Genomic DNA, 21,869 nt, shown 5'->3' with positions numbered 1-21,869 from the left:
TGCTGCGCTGGTTGAGATGGCTGCGCTGGTTGAGATGGCTGCGCTGGTTGAGATGGCTGCGCTGGTTGAGATGGCTGCGCTGGGATGGTGGGCTCCAAGTGAGAGGGCTCAGATATGATGTCTGGAGTCTGGCTGTCTGGAGTCTCTCGTCCTTTTTATGTAAAACATACTTTACATGATGTAAAGTATGCGCGTAGTTGTGGCGTCACCACGACTTCCCTATGCTTCCGCGCATTTTGTTGCCTCGATGGTTCAAATGGTTGGGCGTTCTGCTCTATGTGGGCACGTTCGTTTACGTGGCGGTGACGCTGCCGCCGATGGACGATCTCACTTCTGGGGTGGGGCTGTTGGTGCAGTGCCTTTGCATGGCGGGTTTGCTCTTTATCACCTGTGCGCGGGAGAAGGTGGAGGACGAATGGATTGCGCGGTTGCGACTGACATCGCTCCAGTGGGCGGTGGTAGTGCTGATTGTCGTGCGCATGTCAGTCAAAACCTATGCCTGGGCAAAGCAGGATCCATCGGTAGATGTGGGCTACCAGACAAACTTCATGCTGTTGGTGTATGCGCTGGTCTTCCACTCGCAGCTCTACGGCTGGCGGCTCTATGCCTGGTGGAAGGGAAGGGAGGGCGCGGATGAATGAAGAACCATCTTAAGGTGGAGCGCGCCCGCCATAATCTGACGCAGCAGGATTTGGCTGATGCCGTGGAGGTGTCCCGCCAGACGATCCATGCCATTGAGACGGGCAAGTTTGTGCCGTCCACGGTGCTGGCGTTGAAGCTGGCCCAGCGATTTACGATCCGGGTGGAGGAGTTGTTCGCCCTGGAAGAGGGGGATTGAGTCCGCCGTCCGAGTGCCTCCGGACCCACATTTTTGTGTTTTTCAGTTCAGTCCACAACGCCGTCATCTCTTTCGCGGTCTCTTCCCGGTGCGTTCACGCGCTCCTGGTGGAGGCGGAAGGTGACCGGTTCAGCCGTCATGTGCACCGTTCATCACGAATATGAAGATTCATCGCATCGTCTTGATTATGTTTGCCTGGTTTACCAGTCTTATGACCGCCATTGCCCAACTTGCCGACCGCGCTGCACACGATGAAGTGTGCGAGAAGATCATGGAGCGCTACAATGCCGGGGACTACGCAGCGCTGCACAGGATGCTTTCTGCGGAGTTTCAACAGCAACTAAGCCTGGAGGCAACGGAGAAGTTCTTTGGTACTTCCCTGCGGCAGCCGTACGGGGAATTTACAGCAATCAACCTTGTCTTCACCGACAAGGAGACACGCGTCTATGAAGTGCAAGGGGAGAAGGGTGTCTGCACCCTGCGACTGGTGGTTGATGGGCAGGGGAAGATCGCGGGAATGATCTTCCGTCCTGGCAAACCAAAAGCTCCCGGCGAGGAGGCCCTACGGGCCGAGCCTAAACATGACAACCCTCTAAAGTCTGCGACGGACAAGAAGGTGCACGAGGCGGTGCTGGAGTTCTATCGCAAGAGCAAAGTGCCCTGCTTGACAGTGGGAGTGCTGGAGGACTGGGGCACCCGGATCTACAACTATGGCGAGACGTCTCCCGGCAGCGGCAAGCTGCCTACGGGAGAGACGATCTATGAGATCGGATCCATCACGAAGACGTTCACGGCGCTGTTGCTGGCTCAGGCGGTGGTGGAAAAGAAGGTGGCACTGGACGCGGACATCCGGCCCCTGCTCGGCCCGGGAGACTGGAGCCATCTGGCGAAGAAGGATCAGCCGATCCGGCTGGTGCAACTGGCCAATCACACTTCCGGCCTCCCGAGATTGGCGGATGATATTGACAAACAACCCAACTACGATCCGCGGCAGCCGTATGTGAATCACGATTGGAAGATGATCGCCGGGTTTCTGGGACGCGTTTCCTTGAACTCTGAGCCGGGGGCTCATGAGGAGTATTCCAATCTGGGGGCGGCGGTGCTTGGGCGCTTGATGCAGAATGTGTGGGGGAAGCCCTATGCTGCACTGGTGGAGGAGCGCATCTGCCAGCCGCTCAAAATGGCGGACACCATGGTGGGGACCCGCGATCCCGCGAGATTCGTGCCGGGTTATGATGAGGAGGGGGACAAGACGCCGGCCTGGGAGTTGGGCGACTGGGCTCCTGCTGGTGGCGTGCGCTCGACCATGAAGGATATGCTGGTGTACCTGGAAGCCCATCTGCATCCGCGTGAGGAAACGGTGCGGCTGGCTCTGACCAAAACCATGGGACAGGGCCGTGAGGCTGCCGCATTGGGCTGGCAGATCACCCGGCTGAAGAACGGGGATGAACTCACCTGGCACAATGGCGGGACGTTTGGATTCAGCAGCTTTTGCGGAATTGTGCGTAGCAGGGATTTTGGAGTGGTGGTGCTGAGCAACTCCGGCGAGTCTGTGGACGGGCTGGCGGCGAAGATGTTGAGGAGGTGAGGGAGGCGGGTTATTTGCGCGTTGGCTCATGAACTGCCGCTTCAGGGGGGACGGTGTCGGACGAATTGGGAAAGATTGGGGCGGCGATGGTGTCGGTCCTGCTGGATGGTGAACGGCAGGAGGAAATCACGTGGGGCGCAAAAGCGGTGGTGATCACCGTAGTCCCAAAATCCCGCTGCGGAGGGGATCAGATGTTGGTGAGGCGGATTGGTTTTTTTGGGGGGGCCTGCGATGGTGGAGGGGGTGTGAAATCTGAGGCATCTTTTTCTCCAAGGGACCCGCTCGAAAAGGGTGCCGGACTCGTTTCCGTAGGCAACTGTTACATTGCCATTGGGATCTCCGCCTTCTATCGTCCGCATGCATCACGTCTCATTTCTTCAAGACCTCGCCGTTGTGATGATCGTCGCGGCGGTGGTTACGATTATTTTTCGTCAGCTCAAGCAGCCGGTGGTGCTGGGATACATTCTGGCAGGGGTGATCATTGGGCCGCATACACCGCCGTTTCCGTTGATCTCGGATCAGCACACGATTGAGACGCTGTCGGAATTGGGGGTGATCTTTCTGATGTTTGCTTTGGGGCTGGAGTTCAGTCTCAGAAAACTCACGCAGGTAGGCGTGACGGCGCTGGTGGCGGCGGCCTTCGAGATTTTGTTTATGGTCTGGGTGGGGTATCAGCTGGGGCTGGCCTTTGGATGGAACACGATGGACAGCGTTTTCCTTGGGGCCATTCTCTCCATCTCCTCCACCACCATCATCATCAAGGCGCTCGAGGAGATTGGGAAGACGCGAGAACGGTTTGCGCAGCTCATCTTTGGCATTCTGATCGTTGAGGACATTCTGGCGATCCTCATGATTGCGATGCTTTCGGCCTTTGCCACGACGGGTGAACTGGGCATGGGGCAGCTGGCGGCCACGGTGGGGCGGCTCAGCGCCTTTCTGGGGGTGTTGCTGGTCGCAGGGCTCATTCTGGTGCCGCGACTCTTGAACTATGTGGCCAAGTTCAAGAGCAACGAGATGCTCCTTGTCACGGTGACGGGCCTGTGCTTTGGCGTATCACTCCTGGCGGTGAAGCTGGGCTACAGCGTGGCTTTGGGCGCGTTCCTTATCGGAGCCATCATTGCGGAAGCGCGGCAGATTGCCCAGATCGAGGACCTGATGCATCCCGTGCGGGATCTTTTCAGCGCGGTGTTCTTTGTCTCCATCGGCCTCCTTATCGATCCGGTGCTGCTCGCCCAGTACTGGCTGCCAATTCTGGTGATCACGCTGGCGGTGGTGGTGGGGAAGGTTCTGACGTGCTTTTTTGGCACCTTCATTGCCGGGAACGACTTGAAGTCTTCCATGCGGGTGGGGATGGGACTGGCGCAGATCGGAGAGTTTTCGTTCATCATCGCGGCACTGGGGCTGTCGTTGAAGGTGACGAGCGGTTTCCTGTATCCCATCGCCGTGGCCGTGTCGGCGCTGACCACCCTGTCCACACCTTATCTCATCCGCAGCTCTGACTCAGCCGTGGGGCTGCTGGTTCGGTGGATGCCGCCAGGGCTCATGGCGTCACTGAACGCGTACACGGAATGGGTGGGCGGGCTTTCCACGAACCGCGGGCGAAAGTCTGGGGGAGTTTTTCTGCGCAAATGGGGGTGGCAGATCGCCTTGAACCTTCTCTTGATCGCTGCGGTGTTCATTGCGGCGGTTTATTTCAAGGACCATGGCCGGGACTGGGCGTGGGTGCCGGAAGTCCCCGGTGGTCAGAACGGATGGAAGGGGGCCATCTGGCTCGCAGCCATGGTGGTGAGTCTGCCCATGATCATTGCCGCCGTGCGGAAGTGGCAGGCCTTCGGCATGCTGGTGAGTGAGATGAGTGTGAGCCGGGCAGCAGGCGGTGAGCGCACCCCGGCCATCCGGGCGGTGATTTCCCAGACTCTCTTCGTGGCTGGATGTGCGGGGCTGTTGCTCTACCTGCTGGTGCTGAGCTCAGCGCTGCTGCCCTCCAGGAACCTGCTCGTGGTGCTGGCGGTGGTGCTGGTCGGCACGGCGATGCTATTACGCAGGGCGTTCATCAGGGTGCACTCCAAGGCGCAAGTAGCCCTGCAGCAGACGTTGAGCGAGCCTCCCGCTCAGCGGGAGGGGGGCGAGTCAGGCCATGGACACGGGGATCGTCACGCGGCAGAGACGCCTGTGCTGCCTCCTTTGTTGCGCGAGGCTCAACTGGTGATGGTTCAGGTAACCGACGCCTCGCCTGTGGCCGGCAAGTTGATCGCGGAGATTCAACTTCGCACTCTGACCGGCGCGAGTATCGTCGGGATCGAGCGCGTGGCAGAAGGGGCCAATGTGATTAATCCTGGTGTGAGCGAGGAACTGAAGGCAGGAGACACCGTGTTGTTGCTCGGAACTGAGGGGCAAATCGTGGAAGCGAAGAAGGTGTTTGGGGGGTAGGGGTTCTTGGTTCTTCCTGCACGTTGGCTCATGAACCGTGCGGCCACGCCCCTCTGCGCGCTGAAAACTTCAAACTTAAAACTCTCACCCATACTTGACCCACGCGCCGCCGCCGCCGCAATGGGGGCCACCGAGGCGGGTTTGGTGTTTGGCGGGGAGTTCGGGCAGAATCCAGACTGTCTGGCTGCGTTTGCGTCGTAAAGATCTGAGACCTAGAGAGGTGAGGATGCCCAAAACAGCCAGGCCGCTGAGGGACCACGCGGCCGTGGGCCAGGACCGGCTCCACAAATCCCTGGCCTGATCAAGGACAGGTGGAGCAGCGGGGGATGGGGGAGCGGCCACCTCGGGCATCGGATCCTGCTGTGCAGCCTGGAGGACGGGGGGCGGCTCAGCGTGGGGGGGGCTTTGAAGGCGGCAGGGTAGGCTCGTTCCATCCAGATCAGTCGAATGGAGAGTTGGGTGGCGAAGCGTTGGAGTTGCTCCTCAGGCTCCGTGGCCTGGAGGGAATCCGCCACGCAGGCACGCAAGAGAGCCTGAAGGTAGCTGGCGGGTACCACCGCGGTGACCTTGTGGCTCATGAAGAGACGGGACCGAAGCGGCTGGCCCAATGCGTACACCACGAGGCACTGATTCCCTTCCAAGAGGCGCCCTCCGGCGATCCGGGCGAGGTCCATGCCGGCCGGGAGTTTTTGGTTCTCGTCCAACAGCAACATGTTGGCCGTCATGGCCGATTCCTCGGCGTGGTAGCTCAGCAGGCGGCGCAGGGTTTTCCCCCTGAGTTTCCGGCAGGACGGGATTGGGATCAAAGAGGTGGTCGTCGGAGTCAGTGGTTTCGCATTTTGCGAGGAAGTCTGGTCCCACTTCAATGAGCCGGCGGGGGGCGGCGAGCAGTGGTGGAGGGCTGGGGGCGGGTTTGGGTTTGGCCTTGTTGCCCTTCGGGATGAAAAAGAAAAAGCCATCGAAGGCGCTCTTGGGGGCCGCGGGGGCAGTTGAAGAAAGACTGTTGCCGGTCGAGTCCATGCCTTCCATCTCGCGGATGAAATTCATGTCGTTGGGCAGGAGTGCGTTCTCCAAGGGGGAGTTCCCCTCCGCCGGCAGGGCGCTGATCCCGTCCTCTGCGGTCCACCTGGGGAGGGGCAGTGAGTCCTCCTCCGCAGCACCATGAAGGGACACGGTAGCGAGGAGTGCCAGGGATAGGACTGTGAGCCGGGAGCGCACGAACGGAATTGGGAATGCGAAATGGGAGGGATCTAGATGTAGGGAAGGTCATCGCTGTCCCGTTCGCGATCACGGTCTCGCTCCCGGTTGCGCCATTCGAAGTCGGCCTCTCGGACGGGTGGGGGGCTGTCAGCGGGGCGGAGGGATCGGAGCCCGGAGCGGCCCATGAACTCCTGGGTGGAACCGGGGGCTTCCAGGCTGGTCGAGGCACGGGTGGGTTTGCCAGACTGACGCAGGAGTTTGGCCACCTTGCCCAGAGCGGAGGTCACGGCATTGACGAGTTCCCCATGCCAGAGAGGAGTGCGGATGCCCTGGAGCACTTTTTGAAGTTTCTTGGTGGTCAGGACCGATTCCAAGGCGTAGCCCACATTGATCCCGGCACATTTGCCCACGGGATCGACGATCAACAACACGGCGAACTCATTGAGCTTTTTGAGTTCCTCGTTGTTGAAGGCGGCATGGTTTAGCAGCCAGAAGCTCAGCTCCCCGGGGGAGAAGGATGGCGGCAACACCCCAAAGTACGCTGCGAAAAACACCTGGGGGAAGTCAGTCTCGAGATCTTCCAGGTACTCATCGATGGCTTGGGCGTCACGGAGCCGCAGGCAATTGGCGGCATCTGTAAGGCGGTCCAGTTGGACCAACTTGTGACCAAAGGTGCCAATGACGGCCGCCAGCGAGAAGGAGCAGCCGCCGCACTCGGCCTGGGCCGGTTCGACGGGTGAGCCGCAGCGGGGGCACGTCATCATTTTAACTATGGAAAATAATATAACATGACCGAATTATCAATCCCTTCCGCACGGGTTGATCCAGAGTCTGTTACAATATCGTCTGTCAGACTACGATTTGCGGCTCTTGGATTGACATTCTGGTACAAAACCAGATAATTTGCCGGAATTAGGAAAGGAATCTGCTTCCCTTCGTTCTCTCTTGACTATGAAAACAGCCTCCATTGCGCTTATTTTGGCGACCGCTGGCCTCGTTGGCGACGCTGCGGCCGCTTCCTGGCCGCGCCTCCCGTCCGCGGGCTCTCAGCCGGTTGATCTTGCCAACAGTGCCATCCCCGGCACGGTGGTTAGCAGCAGCCAGGGGATTGGCCATGCTTCCGCACTTCTAAGTGCCGACCCCGTTGACGGTGCTAGCGTCCCAGTGGGGGCGAGCGAGGTGGTGATCCGCCTGGCGAAGCAGTACACGATCAATACCGCCCGCTTCCTGAGTGATGGTGTAGCGGGCAAGGTCACGGTGTCTGGCAGTGCCGATGGCAATCAGTGGACCGGCCTTGGCCAGATGGAAATCACGGGCAGTGACCGCCTTGTTCCGGTGAGCTTTGCCGGAGCGCAGGTGAAGTTTGTGAAGCTCTCCATTCAGGCTTCCCAGAACGGTGTGGTCCGCAGCCTCGCGTTGTACGGTTCTGCCAAGTCGAGCGACTTCCATCTGAAATTCTCCGAGAGCTCCAATGCATCGAGCTTGAACCTCGCTGATGGTGTGGGTGGTGCTCGCGTCATCTATGCCTACCCGACCCCGACGAACGCCGGTGAGAAGGAAGCTTCGACGAACGTGTTCCACTTCCCTGCCTCTGGCGAGAAGTACCGCACGATCATCTATGATCTGAGCGCTCCGCGGAAGCTGAAGCAGTTCACCGCCACCTACACGGCCACTCCGGTGCGTCTTGAGGTTTTCGCTTTCAATCAACTTGATGAAAAGAAAGACTGGCGCGGCAAGCTCGCGTTTGACGCAGCCCTGCTCGACTCGGCCACCCCAGTGGCTGCTGGTCAGGACGCTCGTGGTCTGGGCAACATCAAACTCACGCCGAGCAAGCAGGTCCAGGCCCGCTATGTGGTGCTTCGTTTTGAGCTCGGCGCTGGTGCCAATGCTTCCATGGGCGGCACGATGTCCGACTTCCTCCAGTTTGCCATGCTTCCAGTGGATGGCGTTGTCAGCCTGCTGAACCCCGCTGAGGCTTCCCAGCACGTTGCTGCTGAGGGCAATGGTGGTTTCTCTGTGACCGGCATCGGCCTCAACGCCGCTGGCGAAGGCAACTACGAGTCCTCCGGCAATGAACAGGGCGACGAAGAGAATGAAGACAGCGAAGAGAAGCCTGATGCCGAAGACGAAAAGGCTCTCTGGAGCCAGTTTGCCGGCAACTACGGTGCCTTCAACATGATGACTGGTCCGCGCGGCGCAACCGGCGGAGCTGCTGGTAGCGTGGAAGGCAACGGCAATAACGGCAACAATAACTTCAGCCCTAGCCCGCCGCCGGACATCAATATCGACACCGACAACCCGACGCCGCCGCCCTCCGACACGGCTCTCTAGTAAGAGTGTGAGGAGCGAGTGACCCGATCTTTAAAGCCGCAGTCAGCAATGACTGCGGCTTTTGTTTGTGGGACTGATGCCTCCCTCCAGCATTGCTGAGTGAGTGTGCAAGCCATTGAAAAGGGCGAATTTGGGCAAAAGACCCAGCTCACGCTCCACTGTCTGCCCCACTCAGGCCATCCGGGGGCAATTCTGACTGATATCTTTACTGGATTCTCCGTATCCCTTTCGCAACATTACGAGCCCGCAGGTTTCTAATGCTGCGCGGAGACTCCTGACACTGTCACGGGTCTCGTCCTTTGCCCTGTCCCGGTTCTGCCACTACTGCAATTCGTCCATCTGCTCCTTTGCGTTCACCGTCTGGATTCCATTTCATCCTCATGTCAGTGTTTTCCAATTATCTGCCTCCCGCATTTCGTCACCTGTTACTAGGAGGGGCGGCAACCATCGTCGTAGGCGGTTGGGGCGGGGCATCGGTTTGGGCCCAAGATCAAGGCCAGACTGGCGCGGAGGTCGCCCCCGCAGCGGCGGCTCCGGCTGGGAAGTACCTCCCGGGATCGTTGGATGAGCCTGTGCAGGTGCTTTTGAAAAACAGCCTGGGGATGAGCTTCTCCACCATGCCAGGCTCGCCGGTGCTTTTCGCCCGGTGGGAGACCAGGGTGTCGGATTTTGAGGCATTTCTTAAGGCGACGGGCCGGGTGTGGAACCATCCGCCATCATTCACTCAGACGGGAGATCATCCGGTGGTAAATGTGACGCTACAGGAAGCGTTGGCGTTTTGTAACTGGCTTACCGAAAAGGAGCGAACCGAGGGCACGCTGGATGCCAATCAATCCTATCGGCTGCCGACGACGGACGAATGGACCACGGCCGTGGGACTGGCTGTGGGGCGGGTGACGGACCTGGCCGTTTCCCAACGGGTGACGGACAAGGAGGCTCATCCATGGGGCCCAGAGTGGCCGCCACCGTCGGATGCGGGGAATTACAACTCCCGGGAGATCAATGGTTCTGACGACGGCTTCACGCATACCGCGCCGGTTGGGAGCTTCCGCCCGTCCAAGGAGGGGCTCTATGATCTTGGGGGGAATGTATGGGAGTGGACCTGGGTGAATGAACTCACGGCTCAAAGCTACGGCGTGCTTCGCGGTGGATCGTGGATGTACTACCGGCCGGAGACGCTCCTCTCTTCCTTTGAATACAAGGTTTCTGGAGAGCTACGGGCTCCGAGTGTGGGATTCCGCTGTGTGCTGGAAGACAAGCGCCGCACGTCGGTGTTCTTGACGGAGACAGACAAAGCCAACAAGGCGGCAGCTCAGGCCCGGCGGGAACAGCTCACGGCCACGCCTTCGGTCTCGGCAGAAGATGTGAAGCGCCGTATGGCGGAGCTGGCAGGACGCAGCCCAGATGGCACGGTGGCGGGACGGCAACTGCCGGATGCCAAGTCACTGAAGGCCGCGACGGCCGACAAGCCGTACACGAACACGCTGGCAATGAATCTGCTGCCACTGGATGCGACGGGGGCGGGCCGAAAGCTCCTGGGTGAGACGGAGGTGCGGGTGCAGGACTATGAACTGGCCATGGCGCAACAGGGCAAGAGCTGGACGAACAAGCCGCCCTTTGCCGTACGGGAAAACTACCCGATCGTGAATGTCACCTGGAGCGAGGCCGTTGACTTCTGCCGGTGGCTGACTGAGCATGATCGCGCCGCGGGCTTGATCCCGGCGAATGCGGTGTATCGCCTGCCGACGGATGCGGAATGGAGCGAGGCTGTGGGGCTGAAGGATGAAAAAGGCGCTACGCCAGCGGAGAAACACCTGGCTGACAAGGTGTACTACCCATGGGGTGACTCGACCACGCCGCCCCCCTACAGCGTGAACTTGGATACGTCCCGCATGCAGGGCTACCAGGACAGCCACTCCTACACCTCTCCCGTAGCGAGTTTCACAGGGGATGCCGGCAGGTTCAAGGATCTGGCAGGAAATGTTCTGGAGTGGTGTCAGGATGAGTGGCCTGGTTCGACCGGGGAGCGCACACTGCGCGGCAGCTCCTGGCTGACGTCGGAGCAGGAGGCGCTTCTTTCCTCGTACCGCAGCCATTTGCCAGCAGACTCGGTGCGGCCTCACGTGGGCTTCCGCGTGCTGCTGGATCTTGGCTCGCCGTAAGAAGAGATGGGTCTGCCTGTCGTACTGCTCGAAGCGGGATTGCTCGCTGGGTGGGGCGGCGGGTGAGCCAGGATAGAGACACAGCCGTCCAAGCCAGGAAAACCTAAGTTGCCCGAGATGTCCGGAGGAAATACCCCGCAGCCCCCTATGCCCCCACCGTCTGATCCGCCGGAGGGAGGGGCTCCTGTGGTGCCTTCGCCCGGGTCAAAGGCATCTGGACCGATGGGGCCAACTGAGGGCACGGGAGCGACTGGTGCCAGCAAAGTCGCGGCTTCTCCATCTGGCATGGGGATGGCCTCTACCGTTTCGGCGGCGGTGATCATGCCCGGCGGGCTGCCCACCCAGCGGGGTGGGGGTCGGCGATTCTGGCGGCGGTGGTGGAAGTGGGGACTGGCTTTGATGTTGGTCGTGGGGGCGGCGGCCGCAGCAGCACTGGTGGGACGTCCGTTGTATCATGCATGGGAGCGCCGTGAGGCCTCGGCGATGGTGGCGCAGGCGCGTCAACATCTGGATGCTGAGCGTTGGGAGGATGCCTCGAAACTTCTGGGGGAGGCTTACCAAAAATCCCCCGACCAGGAGGACGTGTTGCGCGCCCTCATGGAACTGGTGCGGCGCACCAGCCCCAGCGCCGAGCGGCAGCTTTTCTTCTTGCGCCAGCTGAGCGCTGGCGGGCATTCCACGGCTGAGGACCAAGTGCGGATGGCGGAGAGTCATCTGGCCTTGCGCCAGCCCGACGAGGCCAGGCAACTTCTGGGCAAGATGTCCCCGGCAGATCAGGAGGGGCGTTATGGGTTGGAACTGCGGTCCCTGCTGGCGCGGGCGGATGGCAGGCAGGCTGAAGCCCTGGCGCTCCTGCGCCGTTCTTGGGAGAAAGCGCCGGAAGACCCTGAGTGCCGGCTGCGTCTGGCGACGCTGGAGTTGAGAAATCCCTTCAAGGAGGTGCAGCAGCGGGCGGAGGATCAGGTGTGGTCAGTGGCACGGGGGAAGGATCGTGCTGCGTTGCTTGCGATGGAACTGCTCTCAGGTCAGGCGGGCGTCGCCATCCCGCTTACTCCCGCTCAGGCGGATGAACTTTGGAAACTGGTCCGTGATCATCCCTTCGCCTCCCCGAGGCGTGAGTTGGCAGTGCTGGGTGCGTATGTGAGAGCCCGGCCTGAGAGGCGGGATGAGATGATCGAGGAGGAGGCTACGCGGCTGGAAGGGCGTCCATTGGAGGATCGCATGGATTTCCTGCGCTGGCTGGCGACGGGCGGCGACCACGAGCGTTTTCTCAAGCTGGTTCCGCGCGACAAGGCGCTGCTGATGCGGGAGCTTTTCCCCCTCTATGTTGAGGCTCTGGCCGGCTCCGGCCGCTGGCAGGACCTGAAGGAGGCAATGAACCGTACCTCCATCATGCCGCTGAATGCGGCGGAGAAGGCACTGTTGCAGGCGCGTCTGGCGCGCGGGCTGGGTGAGCCGGTGGAAACGGTGAAAGGTTATTTCCGCGAGGCCTGCCGTCATGCCGGGGCGATGCGGGACTACCGCGGATTGTTGCGGGCTGCTGCGTTCTCCGAGGAGGCGGGTTTTGCCGATGTGGCGCTGGAAGCGTACCGTTCTGCGGCAGCTTCCTCGAAGGATCCAGCAGTGATGGAACGATTGTTGCAACTTCAGCAGCAGCGGGGACAGGACGCCGAGTCCATCCTGCTGACGGTGGAAGATCTCCTCAAGGCTCAGCCGAATTCCCGGGAACAACAGGCGGCACGTTTTTACCTGAAACTCCTGCTCGGGCGGGAGATGGAGGTGTGCGCATTCGAGTCCAAACGCAGCGAGACTGAGGGATTGCTCACGGCCAATGCTGCGGCGTTTGTGGGGGCATTTTCCGCCTATCGCGAACTGGATCCGGAGCGTGTGCGTTCCCTGGCTGCCAAGGTGGATGCGGAAGCGCTGCCTACGGGCCAGCGGGCGGTCCTGGCCGGTCTGTTGGCCGATTGCGGGGAGACCGCCCGGGCCTTCGCGATTGCAGAGAAAATTTCTCCGGTGCTGTTGATGAAGGAAGAGGCGGCCTTTCTGCAAAAAGCACTGTAGGATGCGGCGTCTTGCACCCTCACCGTGCTACCACTGGACTATGGCCCCTGGCGATCAGGGCGATTTTCCTGGAATAGGGGCGGAGGAGGCAGATCTGGTCGTTGCCCAACTGGAAAATCACCATGTCATCACTGATTTGGGTGGCGTGGCGCACCGGCCACATGGCGAAAGGAGCCTCCAAGGCGAAACGAAAGGGACGTGCGCCACCTTTTCTGATTCCTTCATTGGGATACAAACCGACTTGGTAGCTGTCCTCGGCATCTGCTGCTGATGATGCCATCCTGATTGCCGGACCGCGATGAGCGAAGGGGCCGGGAGATGGCAAATCTTCAGCAACCATGTACTCCACTCCAGCATCGGAAGAAAAGTCGGCCAGCAGCAGTTGCGGTTGCCACTCCTCCTTTTGCTCGCGGTAGGGGCCAGTCAAAAGCATGAGGTTGTAGCTGCGCGGGGTGGTGGGCATTGCGTAGAGATGTCGCTTGAATTCAGCTGGGAGCTCCGGAAGGGCATTCACCGCGACGGGGTTGGCCCCGGTGAGATCGGTCTGCATCACCTGGTTGCCTTCTGGGGAGAGGAAAAACAGGCGCAGGTCCTTGGGCGCTTCCATGGTGGGTGGGGCTGCGATCTCAAGGCGCGTGAGCATGCTGGTGCTGCTGGAACTCCAGAAGACATACGCCAGCATGGGGTAGGTGATGGCGTTGACCAGGAGGGTCCCGAGCACGGTCGAACGAATTGGGCGTGGACGTTTGCGCAGGCCCAGCCAGAAGAAGGGCGCTTCGACCACCAAGGTGAGCATGAAGGCCAGGATGACGCCCCGCCACAACCAGGTCTGGAGGTTCGTGATGTTTACGTCTTCAGACCCTGGGAAGTGCTCTGGAAAGAGCCATACGCCCAGCCAGGCGGAGGAGTAGTTGGCAAGGAGGGCACATCCGACAGCAGTGAGCCGTCGAATCTTGAAGCATCCGGCCAGCACGAGCCCTTCGAGGAGCGCGATCACTGCGTTGCCAATGAAAAGGTGAAGCAGGGTCATCCACATGAGTGGCGTGCCCATGTTGGCGAGGAAGAGGTCTGGAAGGGGCGGCGGAGAAGTCATCTGACGGGTTTTTCCAGTGAGTTTACCGGGAGCTCGACGTCTGCGCAATGGACGTGGCGGGTGGGAACAAAGCGGGTGGTGCGCAAGCGCAACCCCGGCAAATAATTCCTCTGCGCAGGGGAATCTCCGTCTGCTAGCGCTCTGGACTACTTCGCCCGGCGCACGTGATACAGTTCGCCTTGAAGCTGGAGGATTTTTGATTCCACCTCGCGGGCCTCCATTTCGGCCCGGGTGGCTTGGGCGGGTGCGGAATGAATTCTGGCCGTCGGGTGGCATTTTGCCATCCCTTCTTGTGTTTGCTCAGGAAGGGATGGAGCTTGAGACAGCAAGACCAGAGTCGGAGGAATGAAATCTGAGTTTGTCCGCGAGGGCGGCTGCCAGCCAGACAGGCTGCCAGTTGGCGGGACGCGATTGGAGATTGACTCAACACCAATGTGCGCCCTGCGTGTTCACATAGACGCTGTAGAGGGACTGGCTGGCGGTGATGAAGAGGCGGTTGCGCTTGGGGCCGCCAAAGCAAATGTTGCTGCCCGTTTCCGGCAGGCGGATGAGGCCGATAAGCTGTCCCTCAGGATTGAAGATGTGCACGCCGTTGTAGCCTTCGCCCGCCCAGCCGGCACTGGCCCAGACGTTGCCGTCCACGTCACAGCGGACGCCATCAGAGCCCCCGTTTTTGAGGCGGTACTGTTCTTCCTTGTTCCATGAGCCGCGTGTGTACTTGGGGCCGCCTTCATACAGTTGCCAGTCGGTGTTGGCATTGGCGACGAAGACACTCGGCTTTCCGAGCTTGGTGCCGTCAGCCTGGAGGTCGTAGGCGAGGATGTTTTTGGCGGAGCCGGTGTCCACGACGTAGAGCTTCTTGTAGTCGGGAGTGAAGCAGAGCCCATTGGGCCGCTCGGCGTCGTCGCAGACTTTTTCCACTTTGCCGGAGGGGTCAATGCGATACACGGCAGTCTTGAGCTGGAGCTCACCCTTGTTGCCTTCGTATTCGCCCATGCTTCCGTAGCCGGGGTCGGTGAACCAGACGCTGCCGTCGGGGTGGACGACGACGTCATTGGGGGCATTGAAGGGCTTCCCGTCGAAAGTGTCCGCCAGGACAGTGATCTTGCCATCCAGTTCATAGCGGGCCACGCGGCGGGTGCCGTGCTCAGCGCTGACCTGGCGGCCGTGAGTGTCAAAGGTGTTTCCGTTGCTGTTGTTGGAGCTGCGTAGCGTGCTGACATGGCCGTCCTCGGGCAGGTAGCGCATCTGGGCGTTGTTGGGGATGTCGCTCCAGATGAGGTAATTTCCTGTACCGTTCCATGCCGGACCCTCAGCCCAGAGGCAGCCGGTGTGGAGCCTTTTGATGGGGGTGTTGCCGATGAGGTACTTGTTGAAGGTGGAATCGAGCGCGACGAGGTCCGGGTCCGGATAACCAGCAGGCTCGGCATGCGGGCCGAAATCACGGGCCATGGCGGGAGTGGCGGCGGCCAGGGCGGACAGTGAGAGGAAGGTGCGACGGTTCATGGTGAGAGGGATAATGGGGAGGAAAGGGTGAGGCGGAAGGGGGGTGTCTTAGAAAATCGGGTGGAGGAAGGGGTGTCGAGACAAAATAAAACGGCGAGTAGGTGCAGAGGTCTTGCTCTGAGGTCGGGGGACGGGTAGTGATGGAGTGAGTTTTTTGCACTTTTTTGCCGAAGTTATGATCCTCTATCGCACTGCCCAAGGTCCTGTTGTTGAACGTGATGGTCGGTACCATGCGGTACCCGTGGGGGACTGGGATGAGCTTCTGAATCGGGAGAACCTCGCGGCATGGCTGCGCGGATTGGATTCAGGATCGGAGGCGGAGGTAGCTGCACCCGCAGTGGAGGATCTACAAGCTCCGCTGGGGACGCAGGAGGTGTGGGCATCCGGAGTGACCTACTACCGGAGCCGCAACGCGCGGATGGAGGAAAGCAAGGACGCGGGTGGGGCCGATTTTTACCAGCGGGTGTATGAAGCGGATCGACCAGAGTTGTTTTTTAAAGCGACGCCATCCCGCGTCGTGGGCCCAGGTGGGGTAATGCATCGTCGCCTGGATTCGAAGTGGATCGTGCCAGAGCCTGAGCTGACACTGGTGATCAACCGGCGGGGGGAGATTGTGGGCTATACCTGTGGCAATGACTTGAGCTGCCGCGACATCGAGGGAGAGAATCCGCTGTATCTTCCGCAAGCGAAGGTCTTTGCCCGCTGTGCTGCGCTGGGGCCTGGCGTGTTGGTGGCGGAGGGGCCGATTCCCGCCGAGACGCCGATCCAGTGCGAAATCTGGAGGAGGGATGCTGCGGTGCCTGTGTTCCATGGGGAGACGACGCTGGCACAGATGAAACGTACGCCTGAGGAGTTGGTGGGCTGGTTGTTCAAGGAAGAGAGTTTCCCTGTAGGGTGCTATCTCATGACGGGCACCGGCGTGGTGCCGCCTGATGACTTTTGTCTCCAGCCCGGGGATGTGGTGAAGATCACAATTGGAGGCATTGGAACGCTGGTGAATGGGATGGATTGAGCCAACGCCGAAAGGCGAGTTCGGAATGCGGAAGAACCAAGTCTCAGGAGTAACGCAAGAACCATAGAACCACCTGACTCTTCATGCTGATCCGCTTGTGCCACACCTACAATCCGATCTGGGCGCACATGGCAAAAGCGCTGCTCGGAGCGCACGGGGTGGAGGTGAATGTGGTGCATGAGCAGGCGATGCACCTGTATGCGCCGGGATCGGTGATGCCATGCACCCTGCTGGTGGAAGAGGAGGATTGGGCGGATGCCGTCGAAATTTTGCGGGCCGAGCCCGTGGCGGTGGATTCGGCACCCGTACCGCCGCCATTGCCAGCGCGTGGAGTGGGGGAGGGGTTCTCTGCAGAGTCTGGAGATGCAGGGCGCATGGGTGGGGCAGCGGATGCTCTGGAGACCGCAAAGACGGAGGTGGAGGTGGAATCCCGGGAGCATTATTTCCCAGATCCCATGGCGCTCTTGATGAGTCGCATTCTGGTGGGTGGAGTATTGGGACTGGTGGTGATTATTTTGGCGCAGCTGCGGACTGAACCACACGCCAGTTGGTCCCATGGGCTGGGCCACGATGCCGCCGCGAAGGACTTCGGCTTTGCCATCAATCTCCTGCTGGGGCATGTCATCAGCACCCCGCTGGTGCTGATCAGCGTGCCGGTGTTGATCTGGCTTCGTCGCCACCTTGCTTCGGCCTATCGACTGGATGAACTGAGGAAAATGGCAGCGGAGTTGGAAGACGGTGAGAAGTGACTCGGTGCAGTCTCCCTGCCTGGACACTCGATTGAGTCTTGGTGGGTTTGTGTCTGGCTTTGGGCAAAATGTCCTCCGCATTTTGAAACGCCTCTGGACTTTCGACATTCGCTGCTTGAATCCGGGGTTGCCCCGGAGAGACTTGATTCACCATGCCCATGCTGCCTACCGACGTCCGTGTTGTTTCCGCCCAGGTGTATTTTTTGCCCGTCACGCTGCGAGTGCCGCTGAAGTTTGGACCTGAGACGACAACGAGCGTGGTCTGCCTGCGCACGGCAGTGACGGTAAGAGACGAGTCGGGGAAGACGGCGGTGGGTTGGGGCGAGACGCCGCTTAGCGTTTCCTGGACCTGGCCGTCAACCGTGACGACCGTGGCGGAACGCGGACGGCGCATGCAGGAATTTTCCCTGGTGCTGGCAGAAAAATTGGCGGCGTTTGACCAGTGGGGGCATCCCCTGGAGATCGGGTATGATTTCCAAAAGCTGGCCTTGCTGCCAGCAGTGGCGGACCACAACACGAAGGAGGGGGGGGAGCCGATGCCCTATCTCGCGGCGCTGGTGTCCCTGAGCGCGTTCGACATTGCCGTGCACGATGCGTATGGCAAGCTGCACGAGAGGGACATCTATGACTGCTACGGACCGGAGCATGTCTCGCGGGATCTGTCTGAGTTCGTAGAGCCAGCAGAGAAGAGCGGCGTGTCTTTCAAGGGGCGGTTTGTGCAAGATTTCCTGGTGCGTCCGGCACCGACGAAGCTGCCAGTGTGGCACCTCGTGGGAGGGCTGGATCCATTGGAGACGGCAGATCTGACGGGAAGCGAGCCGAATGATGGCCACCCAGTGACCCTTCTGGACTGGATTGCCCAGGACGGGCTGACCTGCCTGAAGGTGAAATTGCGTGGGACGGACTCGCGCTGGGACTATGAGCGGCTCTTGCGTGTGGGCCACCTGGGCCTTGCCAGCGGCATGCGCTGGATGAGCGCGGATTTCAACTGCACGGTGGCGGAGCCTGGGTACGTGAATGAGATTCTGGACCGCCTGCTACGTGATGAGCCGGAGATCTATGCCCGCACACTGTATGTGGAGCAGCCCTTCGCCTACGAACTGGAGCACGACATGCTGGACGTGCGCAGCGTCTCCGCGCGCAAGCCTCTCTTCCTGGACGAAAGTGCGCATGACTGGGAATTTGTGAAACTGGGCCGTTCTCTGGGCTGGAGCGGGGTGGCGCTGAAGACTTGCAAGACCCAAACCGGCGCTCTGTTGAGCCTGTGCTGGGCCAAGGCCCACGGCATGCCTCTCATGGTGCAGGATCTCACGAATCCCATGTTGGCCATCCTGCCGCATGTGCGTCTGGCGGCCCATGCCGGGACGATTCAGGGCGTGGAGTGCAACGCGATGCAGTTCTACCCCGACGCGAGTCTGCCCGAGGCGGCTGTCCATCCGGGGATTTATGCTCGACGTGGGGGTATTGTGGATCTGAGCACGCTGGGTGGACCCGGGATGGGGTATCGACTGGACGAGATGGTGAGGGAGCTGCCGAAAAGTCGCTCGTAGTCCGGATGGATCTCTTCCAAGGGAGAGCTTCGACAGATCTCGCAATTTGGGTGGGGCTGCGCTGCCCAACCCATTGCATTGGGTGGCGGTTGGTCAGTGCTCTTCTGTAGGCGTTGGTTTCAATGAAGCCAGACCGCGCATGGCGTTGTCGATGAATTGGGGGGCCAACTCCACCCAGGGCAGTCCCAGGAGTTGGGCCAGGGACTCGAGTTGGGAACACCACCATGACTGCCGTTCTTCATCCCAGTAGCTACAGTCACAGGTCTGGGTGGGCTGGCGCAGGATTTGGAGGCTCTCGTGATAGAATGCAGCGGCAGATGCAGGATCGGAGTCGGCGGCAGCGTGGCCCCTGTTGCACAAGGCTCCGCCCAAATAGACTTGGTTTTCCCGATCTTTTGGGAAGTGACGCAGGAGATTCCGCCGATAGGAAATGGCTTCATCAAATGCGGCGGCGGCGCGCTCCGCAGGGCCATGTTCCAGCCACATCATCCCGAGGTGGTTGTGACAGGCGGCGATCAGGGAATGTCGACGTAGAAGTTCCTTGGATCGGAGGGGGCGGGGCCGTCCCTCCAACAGGCACAGGGCATGGCGGTAGTTGGCTTCGGCAGGAGAGATTTTGCCTCGGATACGGAACGCATTGGCGAGGGTGAAACGCTCGTCGGCAAGGCGGAAACGGCGTCCCGGCAGCCAGAGCCAGCGGGCAAGCGAGTCGAGGTGACGGCTCCGCAAGTCGCAGCCTTCATCGGTCTGGTGCCAGCTGTCGCAGTCGAAGTGGGTTTTCTTGAATTGGGTCATGGCCAGAGGCTCGGTGGAGAAGGCTGATGCATTGCCTCACACTGCCTCTTTGCCCGCCGAAGGCTGACCCGCGGGACGTACTTCTTCTTGGGAGGAAACGCGCTGGCAGGGGCAAAAAGGGTGTCTGTGGCACCATATGGCCAGTTGCTACCGTCAGAGACTGAAAATTCGTGCAAAAAGCTGTCGAATTTCTAATATTATTCTTTCGGAATCGTTCAAAACCCGAAGAGGCGATGCGCCCCGCGCTGACGGCCCTTTGGTTTGATTTTCTCCGACCATCGCATTGACACACTGATAACCCAAATGAAAACCAATACTCTGCTTCTCGGACTCGGCGTCGCTGCCCTGTTCGGAACGATGACGGTCTCGGCTGCGTCCACCCGCGTGTGGACGGACAGCCAAGGCCGTAAAGTCGAAGCCACCTTCGTCAAGCTGGACGGAGACACGGTTTACATCCAGCTGGCCAATGGCACGGTCTTCCCGCTGCCTCTGAACAAGCTGGCTGCGGAAGACCAGCAGATTGCCAAGACGCTGCCCCCGGCGGAAAATGCGAACGCCATGATGGCGGTGCCGACCAACGCCTCCGCGGCTCAAGCGGCGGCGAAGATCGACCAGCTCGTCGAGATGGGCCTGCAGAAGGGCAACATCAAGATAGCGGAAGCCCACAAAAAGCAGGCTGTCGATGATATGAAGGCTGGCAAGCAAGCCAAGCCCTTCCAGCCGGTGGGACCCAACCCGCTGATGTCGGACGAGCAGTTCGTGCGCCGCGTGTTCCTGGATGTCGCGGGTCGCATTCCGAACTACGACGAGACGATGGCTTTCCTGAAGGACAATGCCGCCGACAAGCGTGCCAAGTTGATCGACAAGCTTCTGGATAGCGAAGGCTTCTCGAGCAACATGTACAACTACCTCGCCGAGATGCTCCGCATCAAGGACCGGCTGGACGGGGCCGACTTCGTGCGTGGTACTCCCTACATCCAGTGGATGAAGGACGAGATCAAGAAGAACGAAGGTTGGGACCAGATCGTCTACAAGATGATCACCGCCGACGGCAAGGCCTGGGACAACGGTGCCACCGGCTACCTCCTTCGTGACTCCGGCATGCTTTTGGACAACCTGGCCAACACCCTGACGGTGTTCCTCGGTACGGACGTCTCCTGCGCCCAGTGCCATGACCACCCCTTCTCGGACTGGACTCAGCGCCAGTTCTACGAAATGGCCGCCTTCTTCGGTGCGACGAGCACGCAGATGGGCAACAAAGACTTCCCCAATGGCAACCCCACCCGGAAGCTGATTGAAGATGCCTCCCAGATCATGGAGAGCAATGGCGTGGATCCGCAGCGCTACCGCAACCTGCTCGGCAACGTGCTGGGTGCGAACCGCTACCTGGTGAATGACGTGAGCGAGAACCGCCTCAAGCTCCCGCATGACTACAAGTACAAAGATGGCAACCCTGGCGATGCCGTGGCTCCCAAGCTCATCATGTGGAATGAGAAGGACAAGAAGAACCCGGCTTACGACGTGGTCAGCGCCGGTGTCAAGAAGAGCAAGAAGGAAGAAGGCGGCGTGAAGAATGCGGAAAACCTGCGCGACAACTTCGCGAAGTGGATGACGCATCCCTCGAACCCGCGTTTCGCGATGACGATCGCCAACCGCCTCTGGGCTCACACCTTCGGCATGGGCCTGACGCCGACCGTTCGCAACCTCGACCATCCGGAAGAGTCCTACAATCCTGAACTCCTGCAGCACCTGTCCAATGAGATGGTGCGTGTGAAGTTCAACATGAAGGAGTACCTGCGCATCCTCTACAACACCAAGACCTATCAGCGCGAGGCGACGACCGCCGAGCTGGCCATGGGTGAGCCGTACTACTTCCAGGGCCCCGTTCTGCGCCGCATGAGCGCAGAGCAGGCTTGGGACTCCTACATGACCCTGGTGATGGGCAACCCGGACACCGTCAAGAACAACGAGGCTGATCTGTACATGCGCTCCATCGACATGGACCTGACCAACCCGAAACTCACTGCCACCGACGTGCTCCGCAAGGTGAACGCCGTGCAGGAGATCGGCAAGAAGCAGAACGCCATGATGATGGCTGGTGGTGGCCTGGAGATGGCCGGCAAGGACGACGAGATGATGGAAGGCAAGGTGATGAAGTACGGCAACATGAAGTTGATGCGTGCCTCTGAGCTGGAACAGCCCGCTCCTGGCGGTCACTTCCTCCGCGAGTTCGGTCAGTCTGAGCGTATCCTCATCGACGGCGGCTCCAAGGAAGGCAGTGTGCCCCAGGTGCTGATGATGATGAACGGCAGCGCGCAGAAGATGCTGACGGACCCGACCTCTCTCATCTTCCGCAACATGGAGAAAGTGAGCTCCCCCGCCGACAAGGTGGAGGCCATGTTCCTGAGCATCCTGAACCGCCGCCCCACGCTGCGTGAGAAGGACATTGCGAAGAAGCAGCTCGGCTCCAACGGCGACGCAGGTTATGCCAACATGATCTGGGCGCTCGTGAACACCCGCGAGTTCAGCTTCATCCAGTAAGCCAGACCCC

At 60.3% G+C, this 21,869-nt stretch carries 16 protein-coding genes; 11 read left to right on the top strand and 5 right to left on the bottom strand.

The annotated features are described in order from the left end of the window. The first annotated feature begins 221 nt into the window (after positions 1-221). The 4 genes from BV034_RS24255 (at position 222) to BV034_RS24240 (ending at position 4,856) form a co-directional block, all read left to right on the top strand. Positions 222-641 carry a hypothetical protein gene (locus tag BV034_RS24255; protein WP_050029553.1) on the top strand — a complete coding sequence of 140 codons (420 nt, stop codon included), beginning with the start codon at positions 222-224 and terminating at the stop codon, positions 639-641. Then, positions 638-838 carry a helix-turn-helix transcriptional regulator gene (locus BV034_RS24250; RefSeq protein WP_050029552.1) on the top strand — a complete coding sequence of 67 codons (201 nt, stop codon included), beginning with the start codon at positions 638-640 and terminating at the stop codon, positions 836-838. The genes BV034_RS24255 and BV034_RS24250 overlap by 4 nt, the downstream gene beginning before the upstream one ends. A 160-nt stretch (positions 839-998) precedes the next feature. Continuing rightward, a complete protein-coding gene (locus BV034_RS24245) occupies positions 999-2,426 on the top strand; it encodes a serine hydrolase (RefSeq protein WP_050029551.1) in 1,428 nt (475 codons plus the stop codon). A 357-nt stretch (positions 2,427-2,783) separates the two neighbouring features. After that, a complete protein-coding gene (locus tag BV034_RS24240; RefSeq protein WP_050029550.1) occupies positions 2,784-4,856 on the top strand; it encodes a cation:proton antiporter in 2,073 nt (690 codons plus the stop codon). 212 nt (positions 4,857-5,068) lie between these two features. Here the strand turns inward: BV034_RS24240 and BV034_RS24235 are convergent, their stop codons facing one another. Together BV034_RS24235 and BV034_RS24225 are read right to left on the bottom strand one after the other, a co-directional pair. After that, positions 5,069-5,662 carry a hypothetical protein gene (locus BV034_RS24235; protein ID WP_265593406.1) on the bottom strand — a complete coding sequence of 198 codons (594 nt, stop codon included), beginning with the start codon at positions 5,660-5,662 and terminating at the stop codon, positions 5,069-5,071. A 444-nt stretch (positions 5,663-6,106) separates the two neighbouring features. Then, positions 6,107-6,820: a hypothetical protein gene (locus BV034_RS24225; RefSeq protein ID WP_050029547.1), complete on the bottom strand. Its 714-nt coding sequence runs from the start codon at positions 6,818-6,820 to the stop codon at positions 6,107-6,109. Between the two features lie 187 nt (positions 6,821-7,007). On the opposite strand from BV034_RS24225, the gene BV034_RS24220 reads away from it, so the two are divergent. The 3 genes from BV034_RS24220 to BV034_RS24210 all read left to right on the top strand — a co-directional run bounded on the left by BV034_RS24220 (position 7,008) and on the right by BV034_RS24210 (position 12,613). Further along, a complete protein-coding gene (locus tag BV034_RS24220) occupies positions 7,008-8,387 on the top strand; it encodes a hypothetical protein (protein ID WP_050029546.1) in 1,380 nt (459 codons plus the stop codon). A 380-nt stretch (positions 8,388-8,767) separates the two neighbouring features. After that, positions 8,768-10,549, top strand: coding sequence for an SUMF1/EgtB/PvdO family nonheme iron enzyme (locus tag BV034_RS24215; RefSeq protein ID WP_081888074.1), 1,782 nt, complete (start codon positions 8,768-8,770; stop codon positions 10,547-10,549). A 291-nt stretch (positions 10,550-10,840) separates the two neighbouring features. Then, entirely contained in the window at positions 10,841-12,613 is a 1,773-nt protein-coding gene (locus tag BV034_RS24210; protein WP_265593405.1) for a hypothetical protein, read from the top strand. Positions 12,614-12,632: 19 nt separating this feature from the next. On the opposite strand, the gene BV034_RS24205 is transcribed toward BV034_RS24210, so the two are convergent. Both BV034_RS24205 and BV034_RS24200 read right to left on the bottom strand, forming a co-directional pair. Continuing rightward, positions 12,633-13,706 (bottom strand): hypothetical protein, encoded by a 1,074-nt coding sequence (locus BV034_RS24205; RefSeq protein WP_050029543.1) that lies wholly within the window; start codon positions 13,704-13,706, stop codon positions 12,633-12,635. Between the two features lie 423 nt (positions 13,707-14,129). Then, on the bottom strand, positions 14,130-15,212 hold the full coding sequence (locus BV034_RS24200) for an SMP-30/gluconolactonase/LRE family protein (protein WP_050029542.1): 1,083 nt from the start codon (positions 15,210-15,212) through the stop codon (positions 14,130-14,132). A 175-nt stretch (positions 15,213-15,387) separates the two neighbouring features. Between BV034_RS24200 and BV034_RS24195 the strand changes: the two genes are divergently transcribed. The 3 genes from BV034_RS24195 (at position 15,388) to BV034_RS24185 (ending at position 18,523) form a co-directional block, all read left to right on the top strand. Further along, positions 15,388-16,224, top strand: a complete 837-nt coding sequence (locus BV034_RS24195) for a fumarylacetoacetate hydrolase family protein (protein WP_050029541.1) — start codon at positions 15,388-15,390, stop codon at positions 16,222-16,224. 83 nt (positions 16,225-16,307) lie between these two features. Continuing rightward, the gene (locus tag BV034_RS24190; RefSeq protein ID WP_050029540.1) at positions 16,308-16,973 is read left to right on the top strand and encodes a DUF2007 domain-containing protein; all 666 of its coding nucleotides are present in this window, start codon (positions 16,308-16,310) and stop codon (positions 16,971-16,973) included. Positions 16,974-17,125: 152 nt separating this feature from the next. After that, entirely contained in the window at positions 17,126-18,523 is a 1,398-nt protein-coding gene (locus BV034_RS24185; protein ID WP_050029539.1) for an enolase C-terminal domain-like protein, read from the top strand. 93 nt (positions 18,524-18,616) lie between these two features. Here the strand turns inward: BV034_RS24185 and BV034_RS24180 are convergent, their stop codons facing one another. Then, positions 18,617-19,318 carry a hypothetical protein gene (locus tag BV034_RS24180; RefSeq protein ID WP_050029538.1) on the bottom strand — a complete coding sequence of 234 codons (702 nt, stop codon included), beginning with the start codon at positions 19,316-19,318 and terminating at the stop codon, positions 18,617-18,619. A gap of 303 nt (positions 19,319-19,621) precedes the next feature. Here BV034_RS24180 and BV034_RS24175 point away from each other — a divergent pair, with 303 nt between their 5' ends. Then, on the top strand, positions 19,622-21,859 hold the full coding sequence (locus BV034_RS24175) for a DUF1549 domain-containing protein (protein ID WP_050029537.1): 2,238 nt from the start codon (positions 19,622-19,624) through the stop codon (positions 21,857-21,859). Positions 21,860-21,869 lie beyond the last annotated feature (10 nt).

This window comes from Verrucomicrobium sp. BvORR034 (assembly GCF_000739635.1).
Lineage (GTDB): Bacteria > Verrucomicrobiota > Verrucomicrobiia > Verrucomicrobiales > Verrucomicrobiaceae > Verrucomicrobium.
Note: the sequence above shows the minus strand (reverse complement) of the source record. Positions and strands in the feature narration are given on the sequence as shown.

Bases quoted from the DNA above. Each gene is read 5' to 3' on its own strand.
- BV034_RS24255 (WP_050029553.1), top strand. From the start codon at position 222: ATGCTTCCGCGCATTTTGTTGCCTCGATGGTTCAAATGGTTGGGCGTT.
- BV034_RS24250 (WP_050029552.1), top strand. From the start codon at position 638: ATGAAGAACCATCTTAAGGTGGAGCGCGCCCGCCATAATCTGACGCAG.
- BV034_RS24245 (WP_050029551.1), top strand. From the start codon at position 999: ATGAAGATTCATCGCATCGTCTTGATTATGTTTGCCTGGTTTACCAGT.
- BV034_RS24240 (WP_050029550.1), top strand. From the start codon at position 2,784: ATGCATCACGTCTCATTTCTTCAAGACCTCGCCGTTGTGATGATCGTC.
- BV034_RS24225 (WP_050029547.1), bottom strand. From the start codon at position 6,820: ATGATGACGTGCCCCCGCTGCGGCTCACCCGTCGAACCGGCCCAGGCC.
- BV034_RS24220 (WP_050029546.1), top strand. From the start codon at position 7,008: ATGAAAACAGCCTCCATTGCGCTTATTTTGGCGACCGCTGGCCTCGTT.
- BV034_RS24215 (WP_081888074.1), top strand. From the start codon at position 8,768: ATGTCAGTGTTTTCCAATTATCTGCCTCCCGCATTTCGTCACCTGTTA.
- BV034_RS24210 (WP_265593405.1), top strand. From the start codon at position 10,841: ATGGCCTCTACCGTTTCGGCGGCGGTGATCATGCCCGGCGGGCTGCCC.
- BV034_RS24205 (WP_050029543.1), bottom strand. From the start codon at position 13,706: ATGACTTCTCCGCCGCCCCTTCCAGACCTCTTCCTCGCCAACATGGGC.
- BV034_RS24200 (WP_050029542.1), bottom strand. From the start codon at position 15,212: ATGAACCGTCGCACCTTCCTCTCACTGTCCGCCCTGGCCGCCGCCACT.
- BV034_RS24195 (WP_050029541.1), top strand. From the start codon at position 15,388: ATGATCCTCTATCGCACTGCCCAAGGTCCTGTTGTTGAACGTGATGGT.
- BV034_RS24190 (WP_050029540.1), top strand. From the start codon at position 16,308: ATGCTGATCCGCTTGTGCCACACCTACAATCCGATCTGGGCGCACATG.
- BV034_RS24185 (WP_050029539.1), top strand. From the start codon at position 17,126: ATGCCCATGCTGCCTACCGACGTCCGTGTTGTTTCCGCCCAGGTGTAT.
- BV034_RS24180 (WP_050029538.1), bottom strand. From the start codon at position 19,318: ATGACCCAATTCAAGAAAACCCACTTCGACTGCGACAGCTGGCACCAG.
- BV034_RS24175 (WP_050029537.1), top strand. From the start codon at position 19,622: ATGAAAACCAATACTCTGCTTCTCGGACTCGGCGTCGCTGCCCTGTTC.